At 53.5% G+C, this 16,216-nt stretch carries 14 protein-coding genes and 2 tRNA genes; 7 read left to right on the top strand and 9 right to left on the bottom strand.

The genetic code is table 11. The features are described from left to right. The first annotated feature begins 33 nt into the window (after positions 1 to 33). The 3 genes from RRB22_01835 (at position 34) to RRB22_01825 (ending at position 4,004) form a co-directional block, all read left to right on the top strand. A complete protein-coding gene (locus RRB22_01835) occupies positions 34 to 1,092 on the top strand; it encodes an aspartate carbamoyltransferase (protein MDT8383133.1) in 1,059 nt (352 codons plus the stop codon). 30 nt (positions 1,093 to 1,122) lie between these two features. Then, positions 1,123 to 3,132: an asparagine synthase (glutamine-hydrolyzing) gene (gene asnB / locus RRB22_01830; protein MDT8383132.1), complete on the top strand. Its 2,010-nt coding sequence runs from the start codon at positions 1,123 to 1,125 to the stop codon at positions 3,130 to 3,132. A gap of 95 nt (positions 3,133 to 3,227) precedes the next feature. Continuing rightward, complete coding sequence (locus tag RRB22_01825) at positions 3,228 to 4,004, top strand: methyltransferase domain-containing protein (protein ID MDT8383131.1); 777 nt, start codon at positions 3,228 to 3,230, stop codon at positions 4,002 to 4,004. Positions 4,005 to 4,352: 348 nt separating this feature from the next. Here RRB22_01825 and RRB22_01820 read toward each other — a convergent pair whose 3' ends face one another. Continuing rightward, a complete protein-coding gene (locus tag RRB22_01820; GenBank protein ID MDT8383130.1) occupies positions 4,353 to 5,408 on the bottom strand; it encodes a hypothetical protein in 1,056 nt (351 codons plus the stop codon). A gap of 343 nt (positions 5,409 to 5,751) precedes the next feature. Here RRB22_01820 and wrbA point away from each other — a divergent pair, with 343 nt between their 5' ends. Then, on the top strand, positions 5,752 to 6,366 hold the full coding sequence (wrbA, locus tag RRB22_01815) for an NAD(P)H:quinone oxidoreductase (GenBank protein MDT8383129.1): 615 nt from the start codon (positions 5,752 to 5,754) through the stop codon (positions 6,364 to 6,366). 10 nt (positions 6,367 to 6,376) lie between these two features. Then, complete coding sequence (locus RRB22_01810) at positions 6,377 to 6,517, top strand: hypothetical protein (GenBank protein MDT8383128.1); 141 nt, start codon at positions 6,377 to 6,379, stop codon at positions 6,515 to 6,517. An 818-nt stretch (positions 6,518 to 7,335) separates the two neighbouring features. Here the strand turns inward: RRB22_01810 and RRB22_01805 are convergent. Together RRB22_01805 and RRB22_01800 are read right to left on the bottom strand one after the other, a co-directional pair. After that, positions 7,336 to 8,931, bottom strand: a complete 1,596-nt coding sequence (locus RRB22_01805) for a tetratricopeptide repeat protein (GenBank protein ID MDT8383127.1) — start codon at positions 8,929 to 8,931, stop codon at positions 7,336 to 7,338. Positions 8,932 to 9,334: 403 nt separating this feature from the next. Then, a complete protein-coding gene (locus tag RRB22_01800; GenBank protein ID MDT8383126.1) occupies positions 9,335 to 9,475 on the bottom strand; it encodes a hypothetical protein in 141 nt (46 codons plus the stop codon). 415 nt (positions 9,476 to 9,890) lie between these two features. Between RRB22_01800 and RRB22_01795 the strand changes: the two genes are divergently transcribed. Next, entirely contained in the window at positions 9,891 to 10,241 is a 351-nt protein-coding gene (locus tag RRB22_01795; GenBank protein MDT8383125.1) for a DMT family protein, read from the top strand. A 123-nt stretch (positions 10,242 to 10,364) separates the two neighbouring features. Here the strand turns inward: RRB22_01795 and RRB22_01790 are convergent. From RRB22_01790 to RRB22_01770, 5 genes are all read right to left on the bottom strand, one after another. Continuing rightward, positions 10,365 to 10,438 (bottom strand) — tRNA-Cys (locus RRB22_01790). A 136-nt stretch (positions 10,439 to 10,574) separates the two neighbouring features. After that, positions 10,575 to 10,650, bottom strand: a tRNA-Gly gene (locus tag RRB22_01785). A gap of 83 nt (positions 10,651 to 10,733) precedes the next feature. Continuing rightward, a complete protein-coding gene (pgsA, locus tag RRB22_01780) occupies positions 10,734 to 11,303 on the bottom strand; it encodes a CDP-diacylglycerol--glycerol-3-phosphate 3-phosphatidyltransferase (GenBank protein MDT8383124.1) in 570 nt (189 codons plus the stop codon). Between the two features lie 47 nt (positions 11,304 to 11,350). Then, positions 11,351 to 13,282, bottom strand: a complete 1,932-nt coding sequence (uvrC, locus tag RRB22_01775; protein ID MDT8383123.1) for an excinuclease ABC subunit UvrC — start codon at positions 13,280 to 13,282, stop codon at positions 11,351 to 11,353. Beyond that, positions 13,282 to 13,950, bottom strand: coding sequence for a uracil-DNA glycosylase (locus RRB22_01770; protein MDT8383122.1), 669 nt, complete (start codon positions 13,948 to 13,950; stop codon positions 13,282 to 13,284). Before RRB22_01770 ends, uvrC begins: the two co-directional genes overlap by 1 nt. A 322-nt stretch (positions 13,951 to 14,272) precedes the next feature. Between RRB22_01770 and RRB22_01765 the strand changes: the two genes are divergently transcribed. Further along, positions 14,273 to 15,151, top strand: coding sequence for a hypothetical protein (locus RRB22_01765; protein MDT8383121.1), 879 nt, complete (start codon positions 14,273 to 14,275; stop codon positions 15,149 to 15,151). Positions 15,152 to 15,291: 140 nt separating this feature from the next. On the opposite strand, the gene flgL is transcribed toward RRB22_01765, so the two are convergent. Then, on the bottom strand, positions 15,292 to 16,206 hold the full coding sequence (gene flgL / locus RRB22_01760; protein MDT8383120.1) for a flagellar hook-associated protein FlgL: 915 nt from the start codon (positions 16,204 to 16,206) through the stop codon (positions 15,292 to 15,294). Between the last annotated feature and the right edge of the window lie 10 nt (positions 16,207 to 16,216).

Raw genomic sequence — 16,216 nt, 5'->3', positions numbered from 1 at the left:
CTTGTGGATAAAGGACTGGTTAACCAAACGCCTATGGTAGACAAAAAAAGCCCCATTCTCCGGGAACAGCTTGGAGACCAGACCCTGGACACCCAGGGATTCGAACGCCCCCGCGATCTGATGGACGCGATCCATGAAGACCTGGCCCCGCTGCTCGACCTGACCTTGCGTCCGGTGGTGTCCGCCAGCCAGTTCACGCGCGCGCAGCTGCTGCAGCTGTCACGGCTGGCGGCCCGGTATGAAACCCAGCCACAGATGATCACGCGGCCGCTGACCGGCAAGATTCTCATTAGCGCCTTTTATGAACCCAGCACCCGAACCCGGCTGTCATTTGAAAGCGCCTGGCATCGTCTGGGCGGCGACATCATGTCGATCACCGACCCCGCCTCGACCGGCATCGCCAAGGGCGAGTCGCTGTACGACATCGGCGAGATGCTCAATCACTACGGTGATCTGATTGTGCTGCGTGACGGTGACGAGAAGGCCGTCTATGAAATGCTCGAAGGCCTGCGCATCCCCATCATCAATGGCGGCAACGGCACCGATGAACACCCGACACAGGCCATGGCGGACATCTACGCCATCCTTAAATGGCGACCCGAGCTATGCCTACCCGAGATCAACATGCATGAGCGCATCCGCATCGGCATTATCGGCGTGCCGGGGCGCATGCGCACCGTGCGCAGCCTGCTGATCCTGCTGAGTCTGTTTGCCGATGCCCTCACCGAAGTCGTCATCATCAGTGATGAGAGTGATCCGTTTGCCAAAGACCAGCGTGAAGAACTGGAAGGCAAGGGCCTCAGCTTTCGGGTTAGCAACGACATGAACAAAGAGCTGCCGAAACTGGATGTGGTGTACATCAACACCATCGCCTGGGTGGGTGATGATTATGAAGAATTGGGCAGCCAGTACCGGCTCGACAAAGCATCGCCCCTGAAAGAAAACGCCATCATTCTGCATCCGCTGGCGCGCGGCGATGAACTTGCACGGGAACTGGATGACACGCCGCACAACTGGTATTTCGCCCAGGCCCGTGGCGCGGTATTCATTCGCATGGCGTTGTTGTCATCCATGTTAAAGAGTTTTACCTGATATCCATTAGCGGAGAAAAATTTACCTATTATGTGTGGCATAGCCGGATTTATATACCAAGACAGACAACACCCCGTTGACCCGGAAACCCTGGTGGCCATGGCCGCCATTCAACATCACCGCGGCCCGGATGGCTTCGGTTGGGAAGCCATGCCGGGTATCGGTTTCAGCCATGCCCGCCTGTCCATTATCGATCTGGATCAGGAGCGCGGACGCCAGCCCTTTGTGTCTGACGACAAAAGTCTGATGCTGACAAAAAACGGTGAGCTTTATGATTACCAGCGCATCCGCGCCGACCTGACCGCGCAGGGTGCACGCTTCCACACCCGCAGTGATTCCGAGATCATCATGCACCTTTATCCGCGCCTTGGGCTGGACAAAACCCTGCCGCATCTGCGCGGCGAATTTGCCTTTGCGCTGTATGATCGCGAACAGGACAGCCTGCATCTGGTGCGTGACCGGTTTGGCATCAAGCCCCTCTACTGGACAGAGATTAACGGCGGCATCGTGTTTGGCTCTGAATTGAAGGTGTTATTCGCACACCCCGAGGTCAGCCGTCAGTTTGATTCCGCGGGCCTCTATCACCAGTTAATGCAGACCATTGTGCCGGGCACCACCGCTTTCAGCGGAGTCCATCAGGTCAAGCCGGGGCATGTGCTCAGCATTCAGCGTCGCGATGGGCGCCTGCGTATCGACGAAAAATGCTATTGGGATATGCCATTTCCGGAACAGGATGCACGCGGAAAAATGGCTGACGAACAGGAGTATATCGACGCGGTTCGCGAACAGTTAATCGAAGCAGTGCAACTGCGACTGGAGGCCGATGTGCCGGTCGGCTGTTACCTGTCCGGTGGCATCGACTCCTGCTCCATCGTCGGCCTGTCGGCGGCCAGCACCCAGGGTTCGGTCAAGTCCTTCACTATCGGGTTTGATAGCGCCGACTATGACGAGACCCCCATCGCCACCGAGATGGCCAAATCCGTCGGCGCGGAGCAGGATATATTGCGCCTCGATGCGGACCAGCTGTATGACCACTTTGAGGAAACCCTGTGGCACACCGAACGCACCATCTATAACACCCTGGGCGTGGCCAAACTCCTCATGAGTCGCCGCGTCAATCAGGTCGGTTACAAGGTCGTGCTCACCGGCGAAGGTTCCGACGAACTGTTCGGCGGCTATCCGGCGTTTCGTCGCGACATGTTTCTGCACGGACTGGATCACCTGTCGGCCGAGGAACGCGGCGAATGGGAAGGCGTGCTGAACGAAAACAACAAACTGTTTAAAGGCGCGATGCTGGCGGAACAGAGCGTGGAAGATCCTGCCCTCACCGACAAGATCGGTTTTACCCCCTCCTGTCTGCAACCCTGGCTGGCCAGCAGTCAGTACGTACCCGATCTGTTACACCCGGAGCATCGCCGCACGTTGCAGGGTTACTCACCTGGCGCGGCGATTGCCGACACCTTCAATGCGGATGCACTGCACAACCGCCACCCGCTGGATCGTGCCCAGTACGTGTGGATCAAGACCATGCTGGAAGGCCAGATCCTCACCTGGGGCGGTGACCGGGTGGACATGGCCAACTCCATGGAGGCACGACCGCCATTTCTGGATCACCACCTGGCGGAATACGCCGCGACCCTGCCCCCCTCCATGCGCATCCACGGCCGCACTGAAAAATACGTGCTGCGCGAGGCGATGAAGGGGCTGCTGCCGGAGACGCTCTACAAGCGCGAAAAATTTGCCTTCATGGCCCCACCCGCACACACAGACCCAAAAAAATGGACGGCCATGCGCAGCCTCGCCAGCCGTCACCTCAGCCCGGAGCGACTCAGAGAGACCGGCCTGCTGGATCCGCAGGGTGTCGATGCCCTGTTCCGGCTGCACGAATCACCGGACACCTCGGCCGCAACCCAGACCCAGCTCGATGCTGTCATCAACCACCTGATCGGCGTGCAGGTGATGCACCAGCACTTTATCGCCGACGACATCCCCGCCAGGGCACGCCGCACGGCAAAGCAACTCGGCTGGCTGGTCGCATAAAGCCACAGCATTTTTTCCGTGGCCACTTTTCAGAGACAACTTTTTACATACAACAAAGGAGATCCACTATCCAACATCAAAACAGGAGTAGCTTGATGAAACGACACCGCATACAGTTTCCCCGATCAGGGGCCTTCAATCTTAACCAGGACGAGGCCTATTTCTATCTACAGGGATCAGCAGGACAACGAAAAATGCGGCTGCATGATTATGCTGAAATCTATCAGCTGCAAGGCCTCTACGAACAGGTCTTTTATGACCGCCTGAAATGCACATCCCCGAACAAGGTCACCGCCATTCTTGAATCCTCCGTCAGGCAATCGCAGGACAACTTTACAGAATTGCGGGTCCTGGATCTGGGCGCGGGCAATGGCCTGATGGGTGAAGAACTGAAGAAACACGGCGTATCACGCCTGATAGGCGTCGACATCATCCCGGAGGCTTACGAGGCAACCATCCGTGACCGACCGGGATTGTATGACGCCTATTATGTCGAAGACTTCACCGCCCTCAGCGACGAAAAAAAACAGGATATCGAATCGTGGCAGTGTGACTGCCTGGTAACCGTCGCCGCCCTGGGTTTTGGCGACATCCCGACGCGGGCCTTTATAGAGGCATTCAATATCATCAAGCCAAAGGGCTGGGTGGCCTTCAACATCAAGGAAAGCTTCTTTGACACCCGTGACAGCACCGGCTTTTCGACCATGATCAGGGAACTGATCTTTTCGGAATATCTTGATGTCTATCATATCGAACGGTATCGACACAGATTATCCATTGAAGGCGAACCGCTCTATTATTTCGCGATCGCCTGCCGAAAGAATGCAGACGTTCCACTGGAATTTCTGGCATCAAAAGGCATCGCGACCTAGCAACCGGTCAACCGTGGTTGGGTCGGCTATGGGGCAGGATAGTAGGAGAACAGGATAGTAGGAGAACAGGAGAACAGGATGTGGCCGCCAGCTCCGCTATCTCTGCTCGGCGGCTCGACTTAATGGCTGACCTATCGCGTCAAATTACTGAATCCCGCTACTGCGGCCATAAAATACGCACCGACCACGAACCATCCGCGGAGGTCGGTGGACGGCTCGCTGCGCCGCCATACATAACGACAGGTAGTCAATAACAGGTCAGAGTGAGACTGGCCGCGTTGTTTTTCTGCTTATTCGCATTCGCATTTGCATTGGTGAGGAAATCGATTTTCCCGGGAGGGCGTGAGGTCAGGAATACCGCATCACCTGATCCAGAGGTATCCGTGGCGTCATTTCAATTTTCGCACCCCGTTCAACATACCCCATTACAAACACCAGCTGCGGAATAGTCTTCAGGTCGGGCAGCATTTTCTCCAGATCGGTCCTCATTTCCGGAATTTCGAGCAACTGAAACACAGGATAAATACTCACGTCATGCAGCGAGGCTTCCAGGGCCATTCTCTCGAATACCTGCCCCACTTTGACCGCCGATGTGGGCTCATCCAGATTTGAGGTCAACACACCAAAAACTGCTGCATTGGCAATTATTTTCGATTCTTTTGTGGCAATCATATCGACGGCCTCCATATCCCGATCAAGCAATTCCAGCTCTTCCGACAACCAGGGATTATAGTAGTGCCCACCAGAGTTCAAGCTGGTCAATTCATGGCGGAATTCAGAATCAGAAAACAATATCGCATCACTGTCACGCACAAGTCGAACAAACTCATCTTTATACTTCGGATCATTAATAGTGTCTAATTCAACCTGATGCTGCATATCGGTATCGACGTAAATGTGTTCGCCGAGAAAGCCGGTTATGCTCTGCAGATCGGCACTGGATATTGGTTCATTTTTAAAATACTTCTTTATAAAGGTATCGCGATGACTGATTGCCGAAAATAAATACTCCGGTCGCGGCGCTATCGATTCATTCGCCGCTCCCAGAATGATTCTTACCGCCCAGTCGTTACTATAACCTTCCGGAAAATAAGAGACACTACGGTGACCCATCCCGAAATAAGCTATGGTGATCAATAGATTCTCCAGGGCACAGCCCAAACTGATGTATAACTCCCGCTTATCCGGATCCGCCATCTTCAGCCAACGGGAATTATCAGCGTAGATATTAATCTGATCTCCCTTATCATTGACTTCGAACTGCCATGGCTGGGTATTGTAGAAAGATGACGCCAATAGTGCATAGCGCAACATGAATTCCGATTTATCATGCTGACTGCCATTGCGTGGAAAATCTTTCGGGTCAACCTGCCAAGCTGACATTGTGGCTTTTTCAATCTCCATAATCGATCTCCTTGTGACATGCGATACAAATTTATCGCTGATTATTAATGTCTAGATCCTATCCATTCCATCATTAATATCATTGAAAAACATCAATATCGCTGCTGCCCCAATAACAGATACCACCACCTTGCAACTGGTTATTCTCCCACATTCCTCTATGAACCCACCTATGGCTATTGCGAAAACGCAATGACTCGATCAGGACAGATCAATACTCTCTGCAATGGGATTGGCGCATGACTCGAATCAATTAATTCGATCGATAATTAACGACATCCATTCCCCATCCATCTGCTTGTTACACCGACACTGAAAGACACGAATATTGCAGGGATCGCATATGAAAATTCTGGTTGTTTATTACTCTATGTATGGACACATTTATCAGATGGCCCAAGCCGTCGCCGAGGGCGTTGAATCTATCAGTGGTGCTCACGCGGAACTGCGCCGGGTACCGGAAACACTAACCGATGATGTATTGGAAAAGATGGGCGCCCTGGACGAAAAAAAGAGTTCGGCCAACATCACCCTGGCAACCGTGGATGAACTCGAACAGGCGGACGCCATCATCTTCGGCACGCCCACACGCTTCGGCAATATGTGTGGCCAAATGCGGCAATTTTTTGATGCCACCGGTCATCTATGGGCAACGGGCGCGCTGATCGGAAAAATCGGCAGTGTCTTCACCAGCTCAAACACACAGCATGGCGGCCAGGAGTCCACCATTCTCTCCATGCATACCACGCTGCTGCATCACGGCATGGTCATTGTGGGCCTACCCTACAGCTTTGAGGGGCAAATGCGTATGGATGAAATTACCGGTTGTTCACCCTATGGTGCCAGCACCATTGCCGGTGCCGACGGTGTTCGCATGCCCAGCGAGAATGAACTGGCAGGCGCCCGCTATCAGGGCAGCCATGTCGCCGCACTGGCGGCCAAACTGACTCGCGCATAACTATTCCCTGATGACCGATACCCTGGTGATCTATGACCTGTTCTGGTATTACCCTTATACCCTCAGCGGGATGACACGTATCGCCGGCCTGCTTTGCTTCGCACAAGGGCGTGCTGAACAGGTATTGATCGACGGCCTGCCCCTGGATTAAATGCCGTCATTCAGCGGCAACCCGGCTATATCGTCGCCGTCGCATCGCTGTCGATATTTTTTGTTAGATGGCAAGTCGAGCGCCAGGAGCCGGCGTTTCTTAACGACGCTCAGACCCTCAGTCCGGCCCGCGCTCGATACTGCAACACAGGCTGCCACCCGCCCCTTCCTCCTCGCCCTTTTCCGTACTCTACATTGCGCCGGTGACCGGGTTGGGACGGAGGGTAGCGTATCCCTTGAGGCCCTTGGAATGGGCAATTTCATAAGCAGCGGATGCCGTATTCGGCAATGCTGGTGCGAATGTCTTCGGGCAGGCTCCGAATCTATTCTTCAATATATGGGCTCAATAAATGGGCTCAATAAATGAGCTCAAGGATTGAGTTCAAGGATTGATTGAATTTCTGCGGCTTCAAGCGTCTCCTTGTTCAACAGGTGTTCGGCCAGGGCATCCAGTAGCGGACGGTGCCCCTTCAAGAGATCAGCGACCTCTTTTTCAATGCCTTCCCCTTGGCTGATCGACTTAACGGATGGCCTAAAACACGCACGTCCACAAATCATCGTCAGATGTCAATGGACGACGCGCCGAACATCCATATATAACTACAGGTGCAGATTAAAAATCGGTGACTTACTGGCCGAGTTATTTTTCTGCTTATTCGCATTCGCATTTACATTCGTAAGAAAAAATCGATTTTCCCAAAAAAGCGTGGGGCAGAAATGCTGCATCAACCTTACCCAGCCGTCATTTCCATTTTCGCTCCCCGTTCAACATAACCCATCACCCATTCACCTGCAGTGAAAATAAATTGCAAAGAACATTCAATGCTGAATGTTTTGAATTTTCTGGATTCGATTCAACAAATTCCCGGGTGGATTTGGCTGTTTAACAAGATATTGCCTGTAATAGCGTAAAGCTTGCTGGAAATCACCTTGACGATCATAGGTGGCACCAATATTGTAATAGGGCTGCGGGTTTGTCGGATCAGCAGAAATGGCGCGTCGCCAAGAGTTTATCGCCCCAGAAAAATCGTTACGCATATACAAAATATTACCTAAATTGTTATACGCATAGGAGTACTTTGGATCCAATCTTACCGTCAGATTAAACTCCTTTTCGGCTTTGTTATATTCCTCTCTCTCCAGATACATCATGCCTGTGGAATAGCGCAACAAGGGAAAATCAGGTGAGAATAATACCGCTTTTTCAAAATATTTTTTCTCATCTAAAAAATAAGACACGCGCCACATTGATACCGAAAAATAAAGCGCTACATAACTGACCGTTATCAAAACTAAAACACTCTCCTTGACGCGCAAACTTAACAGTCCCTTTGCTAACAACACACAGAATCCCAGCGATCCCAAATAAAGTATCTTGTCCATAAAATAGAATTGTGCGAATTCACCCACATTGAACATCACAAGCAGCCACACGAAAAACCATGCATACCAAAATAGCCATGCCTGATGGTATTTCCAGAGCCACGCAGCAACCAAGCCAAGACCTATTACGCCAAAATAAATAAAACTCTGTCCGACTGATATTTCAGCAAACATTCCAGGCTTGTTATGGTAAAGCGCTATCGCTGCATCCGGCACAAAAAATATCTTTACGCTGGTAGTCAGTATCGTTGATATCGCATTCAACCATGGCACAATCCCAATGTTGGTGATCGGCAAGCTACCAACAGCGAATGAGCGCAAAACAAGAAATGATACTACCAATACCAAATACGGGATTAAAAAATTATAATCCTTAAATGTCTTTTTATCTGCTATCAGATATCGCTCCAATACCAATATTATAGGCAACAGTATCGCCGATTCTTGCGCCAACAATGCCGTAGAAAACGAAACTAAAGACCACATTATTTTATTTCTAAGGTGGAAATAAAATGATAAAAGGCAAAACAACGAAAAAACAAGATAAGAATCTGAATAAGCCCAGCTTACCGCCTCTACATGACTAGGGTTAACTGCAAAAAACATCGCTGACATGAAAGCGACTAAAGAATTCCTGGTTACTTCACGCACCACCAAAAAAGCCAACAACACAACCAATAAATTTAAAATGATACTGACAGCGTGAAAACCCGCCGGATTTTTCCCGAATATTTTATACTCCAAAAAATGAAGCATCCTGATAAGCGGGCGGTAATAGCCAAGGCTTTTATGGGCCACTCCTTGTTTTTCAAGGTGGCTAGCCACGCCCTCCGTAAAGTACGAAGAAATATAACTGGAGTCACGAATTGACGGATCATTTAAAAACGTTTCTGTATCATCCCAGATAAAACCACCGAAAAAAGATGGGGAATACAGTGTCAATGACAACAGAGACAGTATAAAAAATACGATCCAATATTGTTGTCGTGGATTACGCCATGAATTTTGTAGGCTAAAGATGATGGGAGACATTATAACGACCTAAAAATTTTATTTTTGGCATAGAAAAGAAAATTGCAGATAAAAATCCATTAACAGACGTCCCGGCCAAGCCATCTAAACCTGCTAACTTTAATGCTGCATTCAGAAAATTACTCACCAGGCGCAAACAATCAAATGTCAGCGTTTTCTTAAAAAAAAAGCAGAGCTAGGAATAACCATAGGTAAGTGACCTTAATGCACATGACAAAATAAATAGTGGGAATACTCAGCACATTAATTTGAAGCCGCCAAAAAGCGCTATAATGCACATACTCATCAGGTTACTCAATGAGAAAATGGTTATTATGACACAAGACGGAGATGTTTTAATCCGTTCCTGACAGCCGCTTCACTGCGATCGAGATAGCGACACATTCATATTAATATTTGTGCGCTAGTACGGTATTATTTCCAGCACTGGAACATAGATTACCACCGGCGCATTGTCGAAATTATCCACATTGTCATAGATCTTGCTGGCAATCGTGGGAATGTCCGCACTACCCCACCAGTTACACGTAGCATCGATGGTCACCGAAGCACCTGTCAGGCAGCGCCAACTGGACAGATTGTATTGCGTATAGTCGTAAATACTATTGCCAGTTATGAACTAAACTCGTAGAAATATCACCTCCTGCTGTTATGACGCCGGGCAGCCAAGTTACTATGATTGACTATGAGCTTTGCGGCCGGGTTTCCGCTTGGTCTGACCAAGCTTCAACGGCTAACAATTGATAACATAATGAAAAAATGTTCACTGGTGGATAAAGCAGTTGCTTAACGGCTAGCATGGAAAACCGGACGGCATCCCGGACTAAAAGGCTGCTTGCAAATATAATCGGCATTGGATATAAGGCCTACGTGTTACCGCGTTGGTTCGGTTTGCTATTCACACGTTAACGTCCGACGCCTGTGCAAGGGCAGCGTTGTACATTCAAAGGGTAAGAGCATTGAAACCCGTTGTATCGACAATCTTTTTACTGGCCTGTAGCAATGTCTTCATGACATTCGCCTGGTATGCCCATCTCAAGGAACTCAACAACAAACCCTGGATTATTGCCGCGCTGGTCAGCTGGGGGATTGCATTATTTGAATATATGTTCCAGGTCCCGGCCAATCGTATTGGCTATACTGTCTTATCCATCGGGCAGCTCAAGATACTGCAAGAAATCATCACCCTGAGCATCTTCGTACCTTTTTCGCTGTATTATCTAAAAGAACCCCTGAAGCTGGATTATCTCTGGGCAGGTCTCTGCCTTGTTGGGGCGGTCTATTTTATGTTCAGAAGTAAATTTGGATGAAATGAGGATCACGAAGAATATAGTGATCGGGTTTTCAGGCGGCAAGCAGGCCTTCGTGAAAAGATACCCGGACCGGGTAAGCGTTAAACCCTGATGACAACACGGCCTGACGACTGAAACACATGGAGGCGGAACCCGGAGTCGAACCGAGATACACGGATTTGCAATCCGCTGCATAGCCATTCTGCCATTCCGCCGTATTGCGTTACCACTACCGGTTATATTGCATAACCTTTATTGCATGACCCTAGTATTGCATAGGCGTAAAACTAAAAAACCCCGACCGCAGGATCGAGGTTTAGATTCTTGCGCCATTTATTCCTGAAAAATTAATGGAGCGGGAAACGAGATTCGAACTCGCGACCCCAACCTTGGCAAGGTTGTGCTCTACCAGCTGAGCTATTCCCGCCTGCGCTTTAAGCCGAGGTATTGTACTGGCGAGAGATTCACTGTCAAGCGTCTGAAGCAACTTAATGGCAACTTAATGTCGACTTATTCATTTTCTTTTTGCATTGCCGGCCAGGAGGCCCGCAAATAGATGACCATTGACCACAAAGTCAGCCCGGCGGAAATGTACAAAAAGGTGAAGCCGATTTCGGCGGTGGGAAAATCGCCAATGGGTTCCCGGTAGAGCAGCAGCACCAGGGCCAGCATCTGGGTGAAGGTCTTGATTTTACCGATCACGGAGACCGCGACCTGGGCGCGTTCACCCAGTTCGGCCATCCACTCGCGCAGCGCGGAGATGACGATCTCGCGGCCGATGATCACCGCCGCCGGCGCGGCGAGAAAAAGCCCGGCATAGGCGGTCGGGTTGACGTCCACCAGCAGCACCAGGGCCACGGCCACCATCAGCTTGTCGGCAACCGGGTCGAGAAAGGCCCCGAAGGCCGAGGTGAGGTTCATGCGCCGTGCCAGATAGCCGTCCAGCCAGTCGGTCCCGGCGGCAAAGGCGAAGACGATAGTGACCGCCAGGTTGGCCCACCCCACCGGCAGATAGAACAGCACCACAAACACCGGGATCAGGGCGATACGCAGCAGGGTGAGGGCATTGGGCAGGTTCAGGTTCATTGGCTTCGTGGTCTCAACTTCGGCGGCGCGTGCAACGGCGCCTATTCATCAACATGAAACACATCATACACACGCTGCGCCAGCTGCTTGCTGATGCCGGGCACGCGGGCCAGATCTTCCACCCCGGCGCGCGACACCTCCTGCAAGCCGCCGAACTGTTTTAACAGGGTCTGGCGACGTTTGGGGCCGAGGCCAACGATCCCTTCCAGCACCGAGGTGTTACGGGCTCTGGCGCGCCGCTGACGGTGTCCGGTAATCGCAAATCGGTGTGCCTCGTCGCGAATCTGCTGGATGAGGTGCAGGGCTGGCGAGTCTGCCGGCAGTATACGGGTGGTGCCTTTGGCGGACAATTTTTTATCCGCTGCACCATTCGCCCCGCGATACCGTGACAGGATCAGCTGCTCCTGTCCCGGCCGCCGGGCGGGGCCCTTGGCCACGCCCACCAGGGTGATGCCGCTGATCTGCAGCTCTTCCAGCACCGCCTCGGCCTCGCTCACCTGCCCCTTGCCGCCATCGATGAGCAGCACGTCGGGCATCTTGCCCTCGCCCTTTTTCAGCCGGGTATAGCGCCGCAGCAGGGCCTGATGCATGGCGGCATAATCGTCACCGGGGGTGATGCCCTCGATGTTGAAGCGCCGATAATCCGCTTTCACCGGCCCGCTGGTATCCAGCACCACGCAGGAGGCCACGGTGGCCTCGCCCATGGTGTGGCTGATATCGAAGCACTCCAGGCGCTGGGGCGGGCTGTCCAGCTGCAGCACATCCTGCAGGGCCTCGAAGCGGCGCAATACTGTGCTCTTGGTGGCGATCTGGGTGGTGAGCGCATTGTCCGCATTGGTCACCGCCATCTCCACCCAGCGCGCACGCTCTCCGCGCAGCTTGTGGGAAATCTGCACGCGCCGGCCGCTCTCCGCGCTCAACACGCTCTGCAGCAGCTCGCTATCTTCCAGCGCCTGATTGACCAGGATCTCCGAGGGCACCCTGCGTCCGCTGTCGCCCCTCAGGTAATACTGGGCGATAAAGGCCGCCAGCACCTCCCCCGCCTCCGCCCCGTCGGCGTGCCGCGGGAAAAAGGTCTTGTTGCCGAGGTGGCGGCCATCGCGCACAAAGAAGACCTGCACGCAGGCCAGTCCGCCGCCGGTGACCGCGGCGATCACGTCCAGATCCCCACCCTCGCCGCTAACGTATTGCGACTCCTGCACGCGCCGCAGATTGGCGATCAGGTCGCGGTACTGCGCCGCCTCCTCAAAGGCCTGCGCCGCGGATGCCTGCTCCATCTGCCCGACCAGCTCGTCGATCACCTGCGAGCTTTTGCCCTCCAGAAACATTGTGGTGTGGCGGATGTCCTCCCGGTAGCGGGCCTCGTCGATCAGCCCCACGCAGGGCCCGGTGCAGCGCTTGATCTGGTATTGCAGACAGGGCCGGGTGCGATTGTTGAAAAAGTTGTCCTCGCACTGGCGCACCCGAAACAGCTTTTGCAGCAGGTTGAGGCTCTCGCGCACGGCCCCGGCACTGGGATAGGGCCCGAAATAGCGCCCCTTGGCGCGCTTCGCCCCGCGGTGATAGGCCAGCCGTGGATAGTGCGGGTGGTCGGAGAGGAAGATATAGGGGTAGCTCTTGTCGTCGCGTAGCAGGATGTTGTAGCGCGGCTTCAGCTCCTTGATGAGGTTGTTTTCCAGCAGCAGGGCCTCGCCCTCGGTGTGGGTGACGGTGACCTCCACCCCCCGGATCTGCGCCACCAGGGCGCGGGTCTTGGCCCCCTGCGAGGCGCTGCGAAAATAGCTGGAGACGCGCTTTTTGAGATTTTTCGCCTTGCCCACGTACAGCACCTGGCCCTCGGCATCGAGCATGCGATACACACCGGGGCGGCTGGTGAGGGTTTTCAGATAGGCCCGGGCATCAAACCCGGCACCGGTGGTCGGCGTTGCTGCGGGCTGGTCGTCCGCTCTGTTGATGGGTTCTTTATCCGCCATCAGCGCCTTCTGCTGGCCTTTACCCGCTTGCGGGCCTGGGCGAATACCGCCTGAAACATCTCCGCCGTTAGCCGCCGGGTCTGGGTGTTGTAACGGCTACAATGGTAGGAATCCAGCAGGTAGATGGACCGCGATTTTCCATCAGGTAGTTGTCGTAAGCTATTGTGTTCAAAAGGATAGTCCTTCAACTTCAGGCCCAGCGCCCGCAACACCGCATGGTGCGCGATGGTCCCCAGCGCCAGCACACAGGCGCCCGGCGACAGCCCTGCCAGCTCGGCCTGCAGATAGACATTACAGGTACGGATCTCCTCCGGGCTGGGCTTGTTTTGCGGCGGCAGACACTTCACGGCATTGGTGATCCGACAGTCGATCAGCACCAGGCCATCGTCTGCCGAGACTGAGGTCGGGGCGCTGCTAAAGCCGAAGTCATAGAGCGTCTGATAGAGCAGGATGCCGGCATGGTCGCCGGTAAACGGCCGACCGGTGGCATTGGCGCCGTGCATGCCCGGCGCCAGCCCCACAATCAGCAGGGCGGGATCGTCCACGCCAAACGGCGCGACCGGCCGGGCATGATAGTCCGGATAGGTCCGTTTGATCTGGTCGAGGAAATCGCTCAGCCGCGGGCAGCGGCGGCAATCGGGATCAAAAATGGGCTTCGTTGTAGTCACGCGGCTCCCGGCAGGTCGGTCATGGATGGGCGGTTGATTGATTGGCCAATGGGCACGCCCGTAGCATAACATTTGCCATTGCCGTTGATGAGCCAGGGCCCTCGCGGCGCAGGTTTTTTTTGATTCGGGATGAACAAATCGGCACACTAGTACTCCTTCAGGAAGGCGTCGAATCCGTCCAGCGGCAAGGCGGCGATAAAGTCAGGCAAACCATACGCCGCTATCAGTGAGTGGCTGGTGAAGCCACCGGCGTTGAAAATCAGAACATCAGGTGTTGAGAGGACGTGTTATGCGGCATAGGACAATGGTGAAAAAGATCGGGATGGTGCTGCTGGCCACGAGCGCCAGCCTCCTGCTGAGCAGCTGCCTGGTGGAAAAGGACAAGATTGTAGAAAAGATCGCCCGCAAGACGGATACCCTGCGCATCTACCGGGACGGGGATTTCATTGATTACAACCTTACCGCCATCATCAGTGCCAACGGCGACATCCCCGTCACCCAAATTGGCAGCGTGCGCATCCTGTGGGAGAGCATTGCAGAATTACAGGACCCCATCACGCTCGCAAACATCGTCTCGACCTACCCAGTATTAAAAGAGACCACCACCCTGACCTATGAGGGCAACGACATCCCTGATGCCACCGTCGTGCGCTACATCAGCCAGGTCAATACCGACTCGGCAGACCCCGACCAGGGCAGCATGCTCCTGCATGCCATTGAAGCCGCCGGTGAAAAATTCTGGCCATATGATCCCACGACAACATCAAACTCTAGCTCACCGGTAATACGCCCGGTGATTTTTGCGTCTCCATTAATATCTATGCCGTCTTCGCCTTATGCCTATTCCATCATGGAGTGCAACAGCCCTGGCCTGTGTGATACAAAAATTTATACCTTGAATGAGAATATATTTGCAGTCGTAGGCGATACGCGTGAGATCAGCACCAACCTGGGCATCTTCAGCAATCCCTTCCAGATCAACTTTTCGGGCACCACCACCCCCAATGGTGAACAGGCGATTGCATTTCTGGGAGACATACGCGACGCCTGCGGCACCAGCAGCGATCAAATCAGCCACAACGGCGAGATGTTTGTGATTCCGGAGATTGGGGTGATACGAATGGAACACGACTGCACTATCAGCCCATCAGGCAACTCCGTGCATTACATCCTCACGGTGCGCAACACGAGCTTCAACTAATAGTGTCTTTCCGTGATACGAGGCGGATAAGCATTAGCAGGTTGATTCATCAAAGGGGCAAGCCGTAATTCCCGCACCATCGCGTTACCGTCACGCTATATCCAGCGGCCACTCACACCAGGCAGTGGCTCTGTCCCTGACTACAGATAATTAAATAACGACAGATTCTGAATCCTGGCGAAACTCTGCTGGGCGGCCTGTAAGGTGGCCAGTTGCAGGTTCAGGCGGCTCACTGCCTCGGCAAAATCCAGGTCTTCGATGGAGGACAGCGTCTTCTGTCCCTGGAAGATAATATCCTCATTCAGTACCCGATGGCTGTCGATGGAATTCTGTCGACCACCGGTCTGGGTACGGAAGCTGCTCAGGTGCTCCAGGGCCAGATCCAGATCCGCAACAATGTTGGTGTTGGGCGTGCCGGCCTCGAGATCAAGGGCAAACTGCTCCAGGGTTTCAAAGACATTTTCGGTGCCGCCACCGGTCTTGGGGATATCCACAAACACCGATTGCCCCGGATCGCCCACCGCAATAAAACGCGTCTCGCCGATCTGCACATTGCGCTGCCCCAGATCGCCGGTATAGGCATAGGTAAACTCTCCGGGCGGCCCTTCGGTGGCGGTAAACGGTGTGGTATTCACATTGAAGCCGGAAAATATATATTCCCCGTTAGAGTCCTTTTCGTTCGCGACGCTCATCACCTCATTGAGCAGTTCGCGGGTCTCGATCGCCAGATTGGCGCGCGCTGTGGCCGGCAGGGTGGTGTTCTCGGCCTGTACCGCCAGCTCGCGGACGCGCTGCAGCACATTGATGCCCTGGGTCAGCGCACTCTCTTCCTGGCTGATACGCCCCACCGCGGCATCCGCATTTTCGCCGTATTGCTGGTGGGTCTCGATGACCTTGTTCAGGGCCAGGATCTGCGTGCTACCGAGCACGTCATCCGAGGGCGCCAGAATACGCTTGCCGGAGGCCACCTGTTGCTGGGTGAAGCTCAGATCACTCTGCCGCTCCAGCATGGCGGTGACGCCACGGTCCTGCATTTGTGTGGTTGAGATTCTCATTTTATTTCAC

The organism is Gammaproteobacteria bacterium, from assembly GCA_032250735.1.
Classification (GTDB): Bacteria; Pseudomonadota; Gammaproteobacteria; order SZUA-152; family SZUA-152; genus SZUA-152.
This window is presented reverse-complemented; position numbering and strand designations above follow the sequence as displayed.

Bases quoted from the DNA above. Each gene is read 5' to 3' on its own strand.
- RRB22_01825 (MDT8383131.1), top strand. From the start codon at position 3,228: ATGAAACGACACCGCATACAGTTTCCCCGATCAGGGGCCTTCAATCTT.
- asnB (MDT8383132.1), top strand. From the start codon at position 1,123: ATGTGTGGCATAGCCGGATTTATATACCAAGACAGACAACACCCCGTT.
- wrbA (MDT8383129.1), top strand. From the start codon at position 5,752: ATGAAAATTCTGGTTGTTTATTACTCTATGTATGGACACATTTATCAG.
- RRB22_01835 (MDT8383133.1), top strand. From the start codon at position 34: ATGGTAGACAAAAAAAGCCCCATTCTCCGGGAACAGCTTGGAGACCAG.
- RRB22_01805 (MDT8383127.1), bottom strand. From the start codon at position 8,931: ATGTCTCCCATCATCTTTAGCCTACAAAATTCATGGCGTAATCCACGA.
- RRB22_01820 (MDT8383130.1), bottom strand. From the start codon at position 5,408: ATGGAGATTGAAAAAGCCACAATGTCAGCTTGGCAGGTTGACCCGAAA.
- uvrC (MDT8383123.1), bottom strand. From the start codon at position 13,282: ATGGCGGATAAAGAACCCATCAACAGAGCGGACGACCAGCCCGCAGCA.
- RRB22_01765 (MDT8383121.1), top strand. From the start codon at position 14,273: ATGGTGCTGCTGGCCACGAGCGCCAGCCTCCTGCTGAGCAGCTGCCTG.
- RRB22_01810 (MDT8383128.1), top strand. From the start codon at position 6,377: ATGACCGATACCCTGGTGATCTATGACCTGTTCTGGTATTACCCTTAT.
- flgL (MDT8383120.1), bottom strand. From the start codon at position 16,206: ATGAGAATCTCAACCACACAAATGCAGGACCGTGGCGTCACCGCCATG.